Genomic DNA, 15,434 nt, shown 5'->3' with positions numbered 1-15,434 from the left:
CCGGACACGCCGGATACTTCGAAGGGCAGCCCATCCCCTGGGGGAGCTGCAGCCGTTGCCGCGCGCCAGACGGCCCGGTCATCGACCGCTTCACGTCCGTCGACACGGTCCCGGACGACTTCATCCGCGACTGCCGATCGAAAAGCAGGCCGACACACGATTCTTCGCCCCGGACGGCACGCTGACGGTCGTCGGCAAGCCGGTCCAGCTCATCGGCCGCGACGGCGGAGTGGTCGTCATCGACGCTGGACGGGTCGTCATCGGCGAAGATCTCGTCGTCAATGGTCCCCACCCGTACCTGGAGACACGGTTCGCGGAGGGGTGACCTCGCACTCGCCAAGTACTACTGTCCGACCACCTTGTCCGGATGTCCAAGGCTCGGCTCCCGCGCGTAGTCAGGTGTCGATCGCACCCAGGAGGCGGTCACGTGCGGCTGTGGCGAGTCACTGCGCCGCCCGGGCTCGGGTAATGGTGAGGATCGCCCGCTCCACTGCGTACACGGGATCTCGCCCACCACCCTTGACCTCGAAGTCGGCGGCCGCGACGGCCTGTACGGCGACCGCCAGGCCCTCTGGGCTCCAGTGCGCCACGGCACGACGGGCCCGGTCGACCTGCCAAGGCGCCAGGCCCAAGGACTTGGCGACCTGCGCGGAGCTGCCCCGCCCGGCCGAGCCGACCTTGATCAGCTGGCGCAGCTGGGAGGCGAGCACCGCCACGATGGGCACCGGGTCCAGCCCGGTGGCGATGGCGTGGCGGAGCAGCCGAAGCGCCTCGCCGGCCTGGCCGGCGATCGCTGCGTCGGCGACCCGGAAGCCGCTGGCCTCCACCTTGCCGCCGTGGTAGGTGTCGACGATGGCGTCATCGACGGTGCCCTCGGTGTCCGCCATGAGCTGGCTGCAGGCCGCGGCGAGCTCGCGCAGGTCCTTGCCAACGGCCTCGACGAGGGCCCGGACACCGTCGCTCGTGATCCTGCGCCGCGCCTCCGCGAACTCCTTCATGACGAAGTCGGACTTGTCGCGGTCGGACTTGATCGCTGGGCACTCGAAGATCGCTGCGCGCTGCTTCCTGAGTGTGTCGAGGACCTTCTTGCCCTTCATCCCACCCCCATGGGACACCACGAGGGACACGTCCTCCAGGGGCGCGTCAAGCAGGGTGAGCAGGTCGAGCTGGAGCTCGTCCGGCGCCTCGTGGAGCCCCTTGACGACGATGCACTTGGTCCCGCCGAAGAGGGACGGGCTCGCGTGGAGGATGAGCGAGCCGGGCTCGTAGCCGGCGGCGTCGACCCGGATCACCTCGGCGCCCACCGCCTTGGCCCGTGTCACAACGCTCGCGACAGCCCGCTCGACGAGCACTTCCTCAGGACCACTGACGAGGACGAGAGAGGGGGCGGCCGCATCGGTCATGGCGCCAACCCTGCCATGCGGTTCTGACAGTTCGATCTCCCCGTTCGTACCGAGTGGCGAGCCACGGAGACGCCATGTTCGTGGTGCCACTGCCGAACTGGCGCCGTGAACGGCCATGACATGACTCGCGGCGCGGGCTCGGCTTCATTCACCGCCGCTGGCACGGTAAGTCGCATGGGTCAGGTGACGTTGACGGGCGTGTCGTGCCGTAGCCGGTGGCTTGCGCGGTCGTGGACGCGCTGGATGCGCACCTCCCCAGTGCCCTTCGACGGAGCCGTGCGCTGGCCCTTCGCCGAGCCGCTCGTGCCTTCCAACCACGTCCCGTTGGCGACTCCGTGTTCGGACCACATCCATGGCCCACCTACGTCGTTCGTATGGCTCTCCCTCTCGGTTGACTGGCAGGGACCAACGTGGCCACAGCGCATCAGGGGGTCTGTACCAGGTCGAGCATCGCGAGTGACCACCGGTGGACCCGGTCAAGGCGCGCGGAGAACGCGCTGTTGACCTGAGCGGTGCCGGTGTACCACAGGTCGAACGCCACCTGGCGGAGGCCGATGAAGTCGTCCAGGTGCCTGACGTCGACGTCTCGCCGGGCACGGTAGCCCGACAAGAGCGCGTCCCGGAACGCCGGATAGTCGGGACCATCCCGCAGCTCCCACAGGGCGACGGCGAGGTCGTAGAGGCGGGGCCCCGTCCCGCAGTCGTCGAAGTCGATGAGCTTGACCGCGCCGCGATGGAAGAGCGCATTGCCGAGATGCAGATCGGCATGGATGAGCCCGGCGTCGCCGACGGCCGCGAAGATGCCGACCATGCGCTCATCCACCGCCCGGAACCGCGCACGGACCTCCTCGGGCAGAAGGTCCCAGCACGCGGCCGCCGGGATACCGCCATAAATCATGACGTCCCCGAAGAAGGCCTCGTGGTCCCACCGGATGCGCACGAAATCGGCCGGCGGCCGCCACCCGTCGGCGTGGTCGTGCAGGCAGGCCATCGCGTCCCCCAGCCGGCGCAGGTGTACCGGACGAGCAGACGTCTCATGGATGCGCCCGTCCATCCAGCGCAGCACGGAGCAGACCCGGGTCGCACCCTCCACGCCCACCGTGACGGTCGGCGCACCGTCGAGGGCCGCGACCGGTTCTGGAACGGCCAGATCCGTGTCCTTCCGGATGGCCCGAAGCCAGTCAATCTCGGAACGGATCGCCGCCGCCGAGTCGACCGCGCGGCCGTGTCGTCGCGGCCGGTGCACCCGCACGAGGTGGCTGCCGTCGGCGCCGTCGTGCCGAAACGTGGTGTTCTCGCCATGGGAGACGAAGGCAAGCCGACCCGCCGCAAGCGGATACCGGGCAAGCGCCGCCACGGCCACCTGACGGAGCCGGGCCAGCTCCGCGCGTCTGGTCACCATCCCCCTACTGTGCCCGGTGTGGGAGGACCCAACAGTCCGTTCCACCGACACGGCAGCACTGTTCGGCCGGTGACCTCCCCGGCATGGTCACACGGGCTTAGGCAGGCAACCTGCGTTCGAGTTGGCAGTGCGGTCAGTCGAACAGCTGGCCCGTCGCCAGCTTGAGGCCGAGCTGGTCGGCACGTGCCGCGATGGCTGCCTCGGGAAGCTCAAAGTGGTCGACGAGCTCGTCGAGGAGCATCCCGGACTCGGCCGCGTCACGGAGCTCCTCGTCCTGCTCGTCGGTCCAGGCGTGACCGCTCGTCACACCGCTCCGCGCCGAGTCGGCGACTGGGGGTGGAGGCGCGATGGGGCGCGGGTGCTCCGTCCCGTCCTGGTCGGTGCGGGCCCCCGTCAGCGAGCGCAGGGCCGGTTCCTCGACTGGCAGAGGCGCGGGGGCCGTCTCGTCCAGCCGCGTCAGCGCCGCGAGGACCATCGCCTTGTCGGTCGTCGGCCAGAAGGGCGGGAGGGACCGCTGGAGGAAGCCGGCGTATCGCGCCGTCATCATCCGCGAGTCGAGGAACGCGACCACGCCGCGGTCGTCGCCTCGGCGCACGAGGCGGCCGGCACCCTGGGCGAGGCGCAGCGCGGCGTGGGTGGCAGAGACGGCCATGAAGCCGTTCCCGCCCATCCGCGCGATGGCCTGCGATCGCGCCGACGCGAGCGGGTCGTCGGGCCGCGGGAACGGAATGCGGTCGATGATGACCAGTTGGCACGACGAGCCCGGCACGTCCACGCCCTGCCACAAGGTCAAGGTGCCAAACAGGCACGTGCGCGGCTCGCGGGCGAACTGGCGCACGAGCGTGGAGATCTGGTCCTCCCCCTGGCAGAGGACCGGGATGTCCTTGCCGAGCCGGGCACGCATGACCTCGGCGGCGGTCTGGGCCGCTCGCATTGACGAGAACAGCCCCAGGGTCCGGCCTCCCGCTGCCCGGACGAGCTGCTCGATCTCGGCCAGGCTCTCGTCACTCGCGCCGTCCCGCCCGGGAGGTGGCAGGTGGGCGGCCACGTAGGCGATGGCCTGCTTCGGGTAGTTGAACGGACTGCCCACGTCCAGCCCACGCCACTCCGGCCCGCCCTCGCCTCGCAGCCCGATCGTTCCGGCAACGGCATCGAAGGTGCCCCCGAGCTCGAGGGTGGCAGAGGTGAGCACCACGGTGCGGTCACTGAAGATCTTGTCGCGCACGAGCATGGCAACGCTCATCGGGGCGACCCGCAGGACCGGCCCGCGTCGTGGGTCCTGGCCGAGCCAGACGACGTCGAGCTCTCGCTCCTCGAGGATCCGCTCCGCGTTCTCGTGCACCTCCTCGACCGCGGCGCGGGCGACCTGCTGGGCACCGTCCGCATCCTGCCCGGGGGTCGGCTTGAGATCGGACTGGACGACGCGGGCCGAGTCGCGGATGCGCGCCAGCGCGAGGGACACCGATTCGGGCAGCCCGATGAGCCGGCCGTCCTCCAGCGGGTCGAGAGCCGAGCTGAGCAGGTCGCCCGCCTCGTCGAGCGGCTGGGTGTTCTCCGATAGGCGACCGGCCTTCTTCGCCGCGGTCCTCACCATCGCTCCGGTGAGCTCATCGGTGATCGTCGCGGTCACGCGGTCGACGAGCTCATGGGCCTCATCGATGACGAGAAGGTCGTGCTCCGGGAGCATCTGCCGCCCCTCGAACGCATCGATCGCCATGAACGAGTGGTTCGTGACGATGACGTCGACATCCTTGGCAGCCGCCCTGGCCCGCTCGACGAAGCACTCCGCGACGAAGGGGCACCTGCTGCCCAGGCACTCGTGCGCGGAGACAGAGACCTGGCGCCAGGCCCGCTCCGGCACCCCCGGCACGAGCTCGTCCCGGTCACCCGACTCCGTCTCGGACGCCCAGGCGCGCAGTCGCACGACCTCCTGTCCGAGCCGGCCGGCGCTCGCGTCGACAGCACCGACCGAGAGCAGCCCGTCATCCTCGTCCGGGAAGCCACCCTCCAGCTTGTTGACGCACACGTAGTTGCGGCGCCCCTTGACGAGGGCATAGGTCGGGCGCCTGCCGAGAAGGGGCTCCAGTGCGGTCGCCACACGAGGCATGTCGCGGTCGACGATCTGCGCCTGCAGGGCCAGCGTGGCCGTCGCCACGACTGCGGGCCGTCCGGTGTCGAAGGAGTGAGCCACCGCAGGCACCAGGTAGGCCAGGGACTTGCCGGTCCCGGTGCCCGCCTGGACGAGCAGGTGCTCGTCCCGCTCGATCGCAACGGTCACGGCTCGCGCCATCTCCACCTGCCCCGGGCGCTCCTGCCCCCCAACTGCGGCCACGGCTGCATGCAGGAGCTGGTCGAGCGTCGGTCGCGGGGCCATTGCGTCAGGGTATTCCCGCGCGACGTCGACTCCGGCCACGCCTCTCCGCCTCTGTGGAGAACCCGCCGCGACCCGCCAAGGTGCGGTTGGATCGGATCATGACCACCACGTCGTTTCCCTCGGACCTCGACATCGCCTCCGCGGCAACCCTGCGGCCGATGGACGAGATCGGCGCCCAGCTCGGCATCTCGACCGAACACCTCGAGCCCTACGGGCGCGACGTCGCCAAGATCGACCTCGCGTTCCTCGACGAGCCAGCCCAGCGGCATACGGGATCGGCCGGGAAGTACGTCGTCGTCACGGCAGTGACGCCCACGCCACTCGGTGAAGGGAAGACGACCACGTCGGTGGGCCTGGCGCAGGGCCTCCAGCGGCTCGGCAAACGGGCGGTCGTGGCGCTGCGACAGCCGTCGATGGGCCCGACGTTCGGCATCAAGGGCGGCGCCGCGGGCGGCGGGTACAGCCAGGTCGTCCCGATGGAGCGGCTCAACATGCACCTCACGGGCGATTTCCACGCCATCACTGCAGCGCACAACCTGCTCGCCGCGATGGTCGACAACCACCTCCACCAGGGCAACGCGCTCGGCATCGACGTCCGCAACATCACCTGGCGCCGCGTCCTCGACGTCAACGACCGGTCGTTGCGCAACATCGTCGTCGGCCTGGGTGCCCGGGAGGACGGCGTGCCCCGCGAGTCCGGCTTCGACATCACGGCCGCCAGCGAGATCATGGTGCTGCTCACGCTGGCCAAGTCGCTCACCGACCTGCGACAGCGCCTCGGCCGCATCGTCATCGGGTACACGACCGAGGGAAAGAGCGTGACGGCGGAGGACCTCGGCGCAGCGGGCGCGATGGCCGCGATGCTCAAGGACGCGATCAAGCCGAACTTGCTGCAGACCCTCGAAGGCGGTCCGGCGATCATCCACTGCGGACCGTTCGGCAACATCGCGACCGGCACCTCGTCCGTCACGGCCGACCTCATCGCGATCCAGGGCAGTGACTACGCCATCACCGAGGCCGGGTTCGGCGCGGACATGGGCGCGGAGCGGTTCTTCAACGTCAAGTGCCGCGTGAGCGGACTCAAGCCCGACGTGGCGGTCATCGTGGTCACGGTGCGCGCGCTCAAGTCGCACTCGGGCAACTACGTCATCCGGCCGGGCAAGCCCCTGCCTCCCGGACTGCTCGACGAGAACCCGACTGACGTGCAGGCCGGGTTGCCCAACCTCCGCAAGCACATCGAGATCGTGCGCCGGTTCGGCGTGCAGCCGGTCGTCGCGATCAACGCCTTCCCGCAGGACCACGACTCCGAGCACGACGTGATCCGGCGCTACTGCAACGGCATCGGGGTGCGCAGCGCGGTGACCAGGCACGTGGCCGAGGGCGGGGCGGGCGCCATCGAGCTGGCCGAGGTCGTCATGGAGGCGGCCAGAGAGCACACGAGCTTCGAGTTCCTGTATCCGTTGGACCTGCCGCTCGAGCAGAAGATCGAGGCCATCGCGATGCAGATCTACGGCGCGGACGGCATCGACGTGAGCCCCGCTGCAACGAGAGCCCTTCGGGACTACGAGCGCCTCGGCTTCGGCGGCCTGCCGGTCGTGATCGCCAAGACGCACCTGTCGATCTCCTCGGACCCGACGCTCAAGGGTGCCCCGCGGGGCTGGCGGATGCCGGTGCGCGAGGTGCGGGCGGCGGTCGGCGCCGGCTACGTCTACGCCATCTGTGGCGAGATGCGGACCATGCCGGGCCTCTCCGCAGCGCCGAACGCGCAGCGGATCGACGTGGACGCGGACGGCAACATCACCGGCCTGAGCTGACCGCGACGGGATCCTCCACGCACTCGAGGGAGCCGCCGGCGCGAGCGCGTCATGGCGGGCCGACCGACCCAGGTCACGTGCGGCCGTCCGTGACCAAGGGCACGCCATCGATCCGGCGCGCCATGAACACGTCGTCGCGATACTCGTCCCCCTCGAGCCAGATCGCCCCCGGGATCCGCCCGACCTCGGCCCACCCGGCCCGCTCGTAGAAGTCGCCGAGCCCGAGGCCGCTCCGATAGTCGAGCAGCAGGAGGGTGACGTCGGGCAACGCCCGCCGGGCGATCCCCACCATCCCGGCGAGGAGCAGGGCGCCCCAGTTCCGACCCTGCGCTGTGGGGTCGATCATGAGCCGCTTGAGCCAGGCGACGTGGGCGAAGCCGGGCTCACCCGTGTACTCCCAGAAGCCGAAGCCGCGCAGCGTGCCGTCGGGCTCGCGCAGCCCGATGAGCAGCGACCTTCCCGCACGCACGAGCTCGGCATGCTTGTCGAACGCTGCCCGGACCCGCGTGACGGGCGCGCCGGGGAGGAAGCCCACCGCTCCCCCGGCGTCGTTGACCCGGCCCCACAGGTCGACGAACGCGTCCGCCTCGGCGCCGTCGGGGTGGACCACAGCAACCTCCGGCAGTCTGAGGATGATGTCCGGCTCGTCCTCGGGGAAGTCCGGATGGACCTCTCGGCCCACCTCGACGAGGCCCGCGGCCAGGGCGGTCGCGAGGGACGCGTCGTTGACCGGGGCGACCGCCGCCCGGACGGGCAGGTCCGGCCGGTGCTCGGCCGCCCAGCTCACGACCCCGCGGGCGAGCTCACGCCCGAGCCCCCGCCCCAGTGCCGCGAACTCCAACCGGTAGTAGAGGTTGAGGTGCGGCTCGCCGCGGTCGCGGACCACGCGCAGCCCGGCCCACCCGACAAGCTGCCCGGTGGCCACCTCCTCAACCGGTGCGTAGTCGATCCCCTCGGCCCGCCATCGCTCGAGGGACGCTGCGAAGTGCTGCCCGCACTCCTGAACCGTCGCCATGGCGGTTGGCTTGTGCACGTAGGTCCGTGGGTCGGTGTGCAGCCGCACATAGTCCGCCAGGTCCTCCTCGACCGGCCGCCTCAGCCCGAGGCGCGGGGTGTTGATCCACGTGGTCGCTGCGTCGACGACAGGGGGTTGTGTCATGTCCAGGGCCATTCGGGCATCCTCTCCGACGGGACCGACAACGGCACGGCGCGGCCTGCCCGCGTTCGCACGCGGGAGGCGCCCCAAGAAGGTATGCCGCTGAGCCGGCTCAGCGGCATACGCACCCTTGGCGGGTGGCTCAGGCGACGACGTAGTCGGAGAGGTCCGCCTCGACGGCGGGGGTCACGCGGGCACGCACGCGCGTGCCGTCCTCGACGTGCTCGCTCTCGAGGATCTCGCCCTCTTCGTGGATCTTGGAGAGCAGGTCGCCACGGTCGTACGGCACGAGCGCCTCGACCTCGATGTCCGGCTTCGGCAGCTCGCGGGCAACGAGCTCGCGCAGCTCGGCGACGCCCTCGCCGGTGCGGGCGGACACGGCGATCGAGTGCTTCTCGTGGCGGCGCAATCGGGTGAGGACCTCGGGATCGGCGATGTCCGCCTTGTTGATGACGACGAGCTCCTTGATGTCGTCGCCACCGACCTCGGCGAGCACCTCGCGAACCGCGGAGATCTGACCCTCGGGATCGGGGTGCGAGCCGTCCACGACGTGGAGGAGCAGGTCCGCGTCGCCAACCTCCTCGAGCGTCGAGCGGAACGCCTCGACGAGCTGGTGCGGCAGGCTGCGCACGAAACCGACGGTGTCGACGAGCGTGTACACCCGCCCGTCCTGGGTCTCGGCGCGGCGGACCGTCGGGTCGAGGGTGGCGAAGAGCTGGTTCTGCACGAGCACGCCCGCGCCGGTGAGGCGGTTGAGCAGGGAGCTCTTGCCGGCGTTCGTGTAGCCGGCGATGGCGACGCTGGGGATGCCGCCCTCGCGGCGGCCGCGGCGCTTCGTGTCGCGGGTCGTCTTCATGCCCTTGATGTCGCGGCGCAGCTTGGCGATCTTCGTGTTGATACGGCGGCGGTCGAGCTCGATCTTCGTCTCACCGGGGCCGCGCGAGCCGATGCCCTCACCGCCGGCGACTCGGCCACCGGCCTGCCGGGACATCGACTCACCCCAGCCACGAAGGCGCGGCAGGAGGTACTGGAGCTGCGCGAGCTCGACCTGCGCCTTGCCTTCCCGGCTCTTCGCGTGCTGGGCGAAGATGTCGAGGATCAGGGCCGTCCGGTCGATCACCTTGATCTTGACGACGTCCTCCAGGGCGCGGCGCTGGCTCGGGGCGAGCTCACCGTCGCAGATGACCGTGTCGGCGCCCTCCGCGATGACGATGTCACGTAGCTCGAGGGCCTTGCCCTTGCCGAGGTAGGTCGCCGGGTCCGGCCGCTGGCGACGCTGGATGACGCCGGCAAGGACCGTCGACCCGGCGGTCTCGGCCAGGGCGGCGAGCTCGCGGAGCGAGTTCTCCGCATCCTGGGACGTGCCCTCGGTCCAGACACCGGCCAGCACGACGCGCTCGAGGCGGAGCTGGCGGTACTCGACCTCGGTGATGTCCTCGAGCTCGGTGGACAGACCCGCGACGCGTCGCAGGGCAGCGCGCTCCTCGCGGTCGAGCTGGTCGCCGTCATAGAGGCGGCCGTATGCCGCTGAGTCGGCTTCCAGCGCCTCGTCGGCCAGCGCTTCGGCGGGGGTCGAGAGCAGGTCTTCGGGTGCGGATGGCTTGGTGCTGTGGCTTCGTGTCATGTTCCTCATAGGGTCCCATTCCCACAACGCCGGCGGCCACACATTTGTGCCCGTGCCGGCGAAGTACGGTTGCCCGTGATGAGCGAGCGCCCAGACCACTACTACAGCGCCGAGCCGGCCTCACCCGAGGAGAGGCAGCAGATCCGGGTGCGGCTCGACGGTCACGACCTCACCCTGACGACCGCCCGCGGCGTGTACTCCCCCGGTCGGCTGGACCCGGGCACTGCGGTCCTCCTCTCGGGGGCACCTGACCCGAGCGCCAGCGGCCACCTGCTCGACCTCGGATGCGGTTGGGGTCCGATCGCGATCACCCTTGCGCTCCGCTCCCCCGGTGCGCAGGTGTGGGGCGTCGACGTCAACCGCCGGGCCCTGCAGCTGGCGGCCCACAACGCCGACGTGGCAGGAGTCGGCAACGTCACGTTCTGCGAGCCGGACGAGGTGCCGGCCGACGTACGGTTCGAGACGATCTGGTCCAATCCTCCGATCCACGTCGGCAAGGCCGCCCTGCACGCCCTGCTCGAGCGGTGGCTGCCGCGACTGGCAGACGACGGCGCCGCCCACCTCGTCGTCCAGAGACATCTCGGCTCGGACTCCCTGCAGAAGTGGATCAATGCCGTGGACCGGGGACTGGTCTGTACGCGATTGTCGTCGTCCAAGGCGTTCCGGATCCTGGAGGTGCGGCGCGCTTGAGCCGGCGCGGGCGGTTCCAGCTGGCGCTTGGCCAGCGCTAGCCCGTGACCGCCTCCAGGGCCTCGATGAGCCGGTCCACGTCCTCGTCGTCGGTGTAGGGGGCGAGCCCTGTTCGCACGCCGCCGCCGTCGCCCAGGCCGAGAACGCGTGAGCACTCGAGGGCGTAGAAGTTGCTGGCCGGGGCGTTGACTCCCTTGTCCGCCAAGGCGCTGCGCACCTCCCGTGGATCCTTCCCAGCCACCGTGAAGAGCAGCGTTGGCGTCCGGACTGCCGCGTTGCTGTGGACCCGGACACCCGGCATCGACCGGAGAGCGGCCTCGAGTCGCTCACCCAGCCGGTCCTCGTGCTCCTCAAGGGCGTGCAGGCTCGCGACGAGGCGCCCCCGTCGATCGGACCGGTCAGCCCGCTCAGCCGGGTCATGGTCCCAGTCGGCCGTGGCCAGGCCCGCGAGGAACTCGACCGCCGCCGTGGTGCCGGCCATGAGCTCGTACGGCAGGGTTCCCAGCTCGAAGCGCTCGGGGACGTCGTCGGAGGACGGGAGGAGCTTGTCCATCTCGAGCGTCTCGAGCAGCGCGGGGTCGGCCGCCACGACACCACAGTGCGGTCCGAGGAACTTGTACGGCGAGCACGACCAGAAGTCGGCACCGAGGGCCGGGCGGTCGACGAGCACGTGCGCGGTGGCGTGGACGCCGTCGACCCAGTACAGGGCACCCGCGTCGTGGACGACCTCGGCGATCTCGGCGACGGGCGGCCTGGTGCCGATGAGGTTGGAGGCACCCGTCGTCGCGACGAGGCGCGTCCGATCGGAGAGCTGGTCCGCGACGGCGTCGACGGACAGCTCACCCGTCGTCGGGTCGAAGTCGACCCAGCGCACCGTCGCCCCGACCGCTGCCGCTGCCTGCACCCAGGGCCGGATGTTCGAGTCATGGTCGAGCCGCGTCACGACGACCTCGTCGCCCGGGCGCCACGTCCTGGCCAGGGCGCGCGACAGGTCGTAGGTGAGGGCGGTCGCGCTGCGCCCGAAGACGATCCCCCGTGGGTCGCTGGCGAGCAGGTCGCCGAGTGCGGCCCGGCAGTCGGTGACGACCTGCTCGGCGCGTCGCTCCGCCGGCGTCACCGTGCCCCGGTTGGCGATGGCAGAGACCAGCGTGTCGTGAACCGCCCCGGCCACCAGGTCGGGCGTCTGGCTGCCGCCCGGACCATCGAAGTGGGCGGCGCCCTCTCGCAGCGCGGGGAAGTGCGATCGGACTGCTGCGACGTCGTAGCTCATGGGGCCATGATCACAGCAGAGCGACCGAACCGATCGAGCACCCTCACATCTTCTCGCCCGGCAGCGCGCTGGCCTGCTCGATCCAGGACCGAAGCTGGTCCTCGTCCAGGTCATCGCCCTCGTGGACGTCGAGGTAGCGCACCTCGTCGTGCTTGGACGCCTTCGGCGGCATGGGATCGAGCGACGTCCCCCTGAAGAACTGCAGCTGCACGTACTCGGTGTAGCAGCGGAACGACAGGAACCACCCATCGTCCTTGACGCCGTAGAACGGTTGGTTCCATTTCACGGCCTTGTGTACGTGGGGGACCGTGCGCTCGACGAGCTCATCGAGGCGTTGCCCGACCTCTCGTTTCCACCCGGGCATGGCGGCGACGTAGTCCTGAACCGGGCCGTTCCCCTCGCCCTTGGGAATCTGCGGGTTGCCGCCCGAGAGCAACCTCGGTCCCGCCTCGCTCTTCCTGCGATCGGTCATGGAATCTCGTCCTCGTCCGGTCGGTTGCTGGCGAACTGCACGCGAACGCGTCGGAAGACGACAATCCTAACAACCCCCGAACGGGGCAAACCGGGCCTCGCGCGTGCCTCAGAGGCCGATCTCGCCGTCGGCCACCAACACGGCTGGACCGGCGAGCTCCACCCGGTTGCCCGGGAGCGGCGTGACGGTGAGGGTGCCGCCCGGCACGTCGACCCGCCATGGTTTGAGGTCCTCCTCACCGGACCAGAACCGGGTCGCGAGCGCGGCGGCAGCGGCGCCGGTGCCACACGACCTGGTCTCCCCCACCCCGCGCTCGTGCACGCGCATCGCGATGTGCGAGGGCCCGACCGCCCGGACGAACTCGACGTTGATCCCGTCGGGCTGCTCCGGCTGGACCTCCGGCGGCGCGGTGAGGTCGAGGTTCTCCAGCTCGATGGCCTCGGGCAGCATGACGACGGCGTGCGGGTTCCCGAGATCGAGCGTGAGGGCCGGCACCGGCTTGCCGTGCCGCGGTCGCACCATGATGTCGAAGCCGTCGCGGCGGGCGCCCTGCTCGTCGCCGTAGCGCCACGGACCCAGGTCCACCGCGAAGCCCTCGGGTACCACGCGGACGTGCTTGACTCCGGCGCGAGTCGCGATGTCGAACCGCTCGCCCTGCGCCAGCCCCTCGCGGACGAGGTACGAGGCGAAGACGCGGGTGCCGTTGCCGCACATCTCGGCCAACGAGCCGTCGGCGTTGCGGTAGTCCATGAACCACTCGGCATCGCTCGCCTGGGCGCGCACGAAATCCTCGGTGGCGTGGCGCGTCGGCATGACCCGGATCACGCCGTCCCCGCCGATTCCGGCCCTCCGGTCCGCCAGCCGCTGCACCTGGGCGGGGGTCAGCTCGAGCGTGCCGTCGGGGTCCGGGACGAGGACGAAGTCGTTCTCGGTGCCGTGCCCCTTGGTGAACCGCGTCATGCCCGTCATTGTGCTGTATGCCGCTGAGCCCGCTCCCACCGGCCGCTCTCCTTGCGCTCACACCCAGTCCCACAATCGAGTGAACAACTTTGGGTGCAAAAGCTGTTCACTCGATCAATGGGGCTCAGGCGTGGGTGGCCGCGGCTGGTTCGTGGGCAATCCGGGCCGCGTGCACTCGTGCATGGGCGATCGCCTCGGGCGTCGTCGGGAACAGGTGACGCTCATGGGCGAGCTCCTCGTAGACGCCGAGCTCGCGCAGCACCTTCTTGTGCTGCTCCTGCACGCCCGAGAGCATCACCGTGATGCCTTGGCCCTCGAGCCGGGAGATCGTGTCTGCGAGCACGGTCGCCCCGGTCGCGTCGATGACGGTGACCCGCGCCATGCGCAGCACGACGACCCGCACGTCGCTGACGTTGGTCAGCTCCAGCAGGAAGTCGTGCGCGGCCGCGAAGAAGAGTGGGCCGTCCATCCGGTAGGCGACGATGTGCTCGTCGAGCAGTGCCCGCTCCTCGTCGCTGTGGTCGGTTTCATCCAGCGGCACCTGGTCGATGCGCGCGGCGCGGGACGCCTGCCGCAGCGCGAAGAAGCCAGCGACGACGAGGCCGACGAGCACGGCCACGACGAGGTCGGTGAGCACGGTGGCCAGCGCGGTCACGACCAGCACCGTTGCGTCACCGCGGGTGGAGCGCATCAGCGCCCCCAGACTCGAGAAGCGGACCATCTGCACGGCGGTGGCGACGAGCACGCCGGCCAGCGCCGCGAGCGGGATCATCCCGACCCATCGGGCCGCCACGAGCACGACGATGAGCAGGACGACCGCGTGGCTGACGGAGGCCAAGCGCGAGGCCGCACCGGACCGGACGTTGACGGCGGTCCGCGCGATCGCCGCGGTCGCCGGGATGCCGCCGAAGAGCGGTGCCGCAAGGTTGGCAACGCCCTGACCCAGCAGTTCCCGGTCCGGGTCGTGCCGCTGTCCCACGCTCATCCCGTCGGCCACGGTCGCGGACAGCAGGCTCTCGAGCGCGGCCAGCGCCGCGACCGCCACGGCGGGCAGGATCAGGTCGTCGAGGGCCCCGAGGTCGACCATCGGGAACGCCGGCGCGGGGAGGCCGGCGGGCATGGTCCCGATGTCCCCGAGGTGCAGTCCCAAGGCCTGGTTCGCCACGGTGGCCAGGACCACGACCACGAGGGCCCAGGGCACCCCTGGACGCAGGCGCGCCAGCAGGATGATGCCGAGGGCGACGCCGAGCGCCATGACGACGGGCGCCCAGGTGAGGTTCTGCACCCAGAGACCGAACGCGTCGAACGCGACGCCGAGGACCTTCTCGCCCTCGGCGTGCTGGCCGAGGATGGCAGGTATCTGCTGGAGGCCGATGATGGCGGCAATGCCCAGGGTGAAGCCCTCGACCACGGGGACGGGGACGTAGCGGATGAAGCGGCCCGCGCCGAACCACGCGAGCCCGATGAGGATCAGTCCAGCCAGGATGCCCACCACGAGCACGCCGCTCGCTCCATGGGTCGCGATGATGGGCACGAGCACGACGGTCATGGCGCCCGTCGGGCCACTGACCTGGACGCGGCTACCACCGAAGAAGGCGGCGAGCGCGCCAGCGACGATCGCCGTCACGAGTCCAGCGGTTGCGCCCATTCCGGAGCTGACGCCGAAGCCGAGCGCGAGGGGCAGGGCGACGAGGCCCACCATGAGCCCCGCTGGGAGGTCGCGGCCGGGCCGCGCGGACGTCCAGTCCGATCGCCGTGGAGCCAGCTGACGGGCACGGCGCCAGACGACCTGTGTCCAGCGTGCGGTGCGAGTTCCGTCGACGGTGCTGCTCATGAGGTCGAGGCTCCCGTGAGGCTCTCGGTCGCTGTCCCGGAGAGCTCGGACTCCCGCTCGCCCCGGACGACGATGATGCCGGACAGGATGGTCCGAGCGGCCAACAGCAGGTCCCGCACCTCGGGAACGCTGACCGAGTACACGACCTCGCCCCCGCTCCGCGTGGACGTCACGAGGGACGTGCGACGGAGCACGGCGAGCTGTTGCGAGAGGTTGCTCGGCTCGATCTCGATCCGCTCGAGGAGCTCGTGCACGGCGTGGTCGCGGTCGGACAGCAGCTCGAGGATGCGGATCCGGGCCGGATGGCCCAGCGTCTTGAAGAACTCGGCTTTCGCCTGGTAGAGCGGCACGCTCACCGGTGACCCTTCCCATTGACAACTTTATGACTTGAAGAAGTTATCAAGTCTTTAGGTTGGTGTCATCCCCGTCTCATCG

14 protein-coding genes are annotated in these 15,434 nt (G+C 70.3%); 3 read left to right on the top strand and 11 right to left on the bottom strand.

What is annotated here, in order from left to right:
- Positions 1-55 precede the first annotated feature (55 nt).
- Positions 56-325 carry a hypothetical protein gene (locus VJN29_RS06110; RefSeq protein WP_324142696.1) on the top strand — a complete coding sequence of 90 codons (270 nt, stop codon included), beginning with the start codon at positions 56-58 and terminating at the stop codon, positions 323-325.
- 118 nt (positions 326-443) lie between these two features.
- Here VJN29_RS06110 and holA read toward each other — a convergent pair whose 3' ends face one another.
- The 4 genes from holA to VJN29_RS06090 all read right to left on the bottom strand — a co-directional run bounded on the left by holA (position 444) and on the right by VJN29_RS06090 (position 5,179).
- Positions 444-1,403: a DNA polymerase III subunit delta gene (holA, locus tag VJN29_RS06105; RefSeq protein WP_324142695.1), complete on the bottom strand. Its 960-nt coding sequence runs from the start codon at positions 1,401-1,403 to the stop codon at positions 444-446.
- A 179-nt stretch (positions 1,404-1,582) separates the two neighbouring features.
- Positions 1,583-1,753 (bottom strand): hypothetical protein, encoded by a 171-nt coding sequence (locus VJN29_RS06100; protein ID WP_324142694.1) that lies wholly within the window; start codon positions 1,751-1,753, stop codon positions 1,583-1,585.
- Between the two features lie 74 nt (positions 1,754-1,827).
- The gene (locus VJN29_RS06095; protein ID WP_324142693.1) at positions 1,828-2,805 is read right to left on the bottom strand and encodes a phosphotransferase enzyme family protein; all 978 of its coding nucleotides are present in this window, start codon (positions 2,803-2,805) and stop codon (positions 1,828-1,830) included.
- A 133-nt stretch (positions 2,806-2,938) separates the two neighbouring features.
- Entirely contained in the window at positions 2,939-5,179 is a 2,241-nt protein-coding gene (locus tag VJN29_RS06090; RefSeq protein ID WP_324142692.1) for an ATP-dependent DNA helicase, read from the bottom strand.
- A gap of 98 nt (positions 5,180-5,277) precedes the next feature.
- On the opposite strand from VJN29_RS06090, the gene VJN29_RS06085 reads away from it, so the two are divergent.
- Complete coding sequence (locus VJN29_RS06085; RefSeq protein WP_324142691.1) at positions 5,278-6,993, top strand: formate--tetrahydrofolate ligase; 1,716 nt, start codon at positions 5,278-5,280, stop codon at positions 6,991-6,993.
- Between the two features lie 73 nt (positions 6,994-7,066).
- Here VJN29_RS06085 and VJN29_RS06080 read toward each other — a convergent pair whose 3' ends face one another.
- Together VJN29_RS06080 and hflX are read right to left on the bottom strand one after the other, a co-directional pair.
- Positions 7,067-8,164 (bottom strand): GNAT family N-acetyltransferase, encoded by a 1,098-nt coding sequence (locus tag VJN29_RS06080; RefSeq protein ID WP_324142690.1) that lies wholly within the window; start codon positions 8,162-8,164, stop codon positions 7,067-7,069.
- 127 nt (positions 8,165-8,291) lie between these two features.
- A complete protein-coding gene (gene hflX / locus VJN29_RS06075; protein ID WP_324142689.1) occupies positions 8,292-9,773 on the bottom strand; it encodes a GTPase HflX in 1,482 nt (493 codons plus the stop codon).
- A gap of 78 nt (positions 9,774-9,851) precedes the next feature.
- Here hflX and VJN29_RS06070 point away from each other — a divergent pair, with 78 nt between their 5' ends.
- Positions 9,852-10,463, top strand: coding sequence for a class I SAM-dependent methyltransferase (locus VJN29_RS06070; RefSeq protein ID WP_324142688.1), 612 nt, complete (start codon positions 9,852-9,854; stop codon positions 10,461-10,463).
- 37 nt (positions 10,464-10,500) lie between these two features.
- Here the strand turns inward: VJN29_RS06070 and VJN29_RS06065 are convergent, their stop codons facing one another.
- The 5 genes from VJN29_RS06065 to VJN29_RS06045 form a co-directional block, all read right to left on the bottom strand.
- Positions 10,501-11,733: a cysteine desulfurase-like protein gene (locus VJN29_RS06065; protein WP_324142687.1), complete on the bottom strand. Its 1,233-nt coding sequence runs from the start codon at positions 11,731-11,733 to the stop codon at positions 10,501-10,503.
- A 43-nt stretch (positions 11,734-11,776) separates the two neighbouring features.
- Entirely contained in the window at positions 11,777-12,205 is a 429-nt protein-coding gene (locus VJN29_RS06060; RefSeq protein ID WP_324142686.1) for a DUF1801 domain-containing protein, read from the bottom strand.
- A 108-nt stretch (positions 12,206-12,313) separates the two neighbouring features.
- Positions 12,314-13,165, bottom strand: a complete 852-nt coding sequence (gene dapF / locus VJN29_RS06055; RefSeq protein WP_324142685.1) for a diaminopimelate epimerase — start codon at positions 13,163-13,165, stop codon at positions 12,314-12,316.
- Between the two features lie 124 nt (positions 13,166-13,289).
- Positions 13,290-14,999, bottom strand: a complete 1,710-nt coding sequence (locus VJN29_RS06050; RefSeq protein WP_324142684.1) for a SulP family inorganic anion transporter — start codon at positions 14,997-14,999, stop codon at positions 13,290-13,292.
- The gene (locus VJN29_RS06045; protein WP_324142683.1) at positions 14,996-15,355 is read right to left on the bottom strand and encodes a metalloregulator ArsR/SmtB family transcription factor; all 360 of its coding nucleotides are present in this window, start codon (positions 15,353-15,355) and stop codon (positions 14,996-14,998) included. The genes VJN29_RS06050 and VJN29_RS06045 overlap by 4 nt, the downstream gene beginning before the upstream one ends.
- Positions 15,356-15,434 lie beyond the last annotated feature (79 nt).

The organism is Intrasporangium sp. (genome assembly GCF_035280925.1).
Taxonomy (GTDB): Bacteria; Actinomycetota; Actinomycetes; order Actinomycetales; family Dermatophilaceae; genus Intrasporangium.
Note: the sequence above shows the minus strand (reverse complement) of the source record. Positions and strands in the feature narration are given on the sequence as shown.

Bases quoted from the DNA above. Each gene is read 5' to 3' on its own strand.
- holA (WP_324142695.1), bottom strand. From the start codon at position 1,403: ATGACCGATGCGGCCGCCCCCTCTCTCGTCCTCGTCAGTGGTCCTGAG.
- VJN29_RS06100 (WP_324142694.1), bottom strand. From the start codon at position 1,753: ATGTGGTCCGAACACGGAGTCGCCAACGGGACGTGGTTGGAAGGCACG.
- VJN29_RS06095 (WP_324142693.1), bottom strand. From the start codon at position 2,805: ATGGTGACCAGACGCGCGGAGCTGGCCCGGCTCCGTCAGGTGGCCGTG.
- VJN29_RS06090 (WP_324142692.1), bottom strand. From the start codon at position 5,179: ATGGCCCCGCGACCGACGCTCGACCAGCTCCTGCATGCAGCCGTGGCC.
- VJN29_RS06085 (WP_324142691.1), top strand. From the start codon at position 5,278: ATGACCACCACGTCGTTTCCCTCGGACCTCGACATCGCCTCCGCGGCA.
- VJN29_RS06080 (WP_324142690.1), bottom strand. From the start codon at position 8,164: ATGGCCCTGGACATGACACAACCCCCTGTCGTCGACGCAGCGACCACG.
- hflX (WP_324142689.1), bottom strand. From the start codon at position 9,773: ATGACACGAAGCCACAGCACCAAGCCATCCGCACCCGAAGACCTGCTC.
- VJN29_RS06070 (WP_324142688.1), top strand. From the start codon at position 9,852: ATGAGCGAGCGCCCAGACCACTACTACAGCGCCGAGCCGGCCTCACCC.
- VJN29_RS06065 (WP_324142687.1), bottom strand. From the start codon at position 11,733: ATGAGCTACGACGTCGCAGCAGTCCGATCGCACTTCCCCGCGCTGCGA.
- VJN29_RS06060 (WP_324142686.1), bottom strand. From the start codon at position 12,205: ATGACCGATCGCAGGAAGAGCGAGGCGGGACCGAGGTTGCTCTCGGGC.
- dapF (WP_324142685.1), bottom strand. From the start codon at position 13,165: ATGACGCGGTTCACCAAGGGGCACGGCACCGAGAACGACTTCGTCCTC.
- VJN29_RS06050 (WP_324142684.1), bottom strand. From the start codon at position 14,999: ATGAGCAGCACCGTCGACGGAACTCGCACCGCACGCTGGACACAGGTC.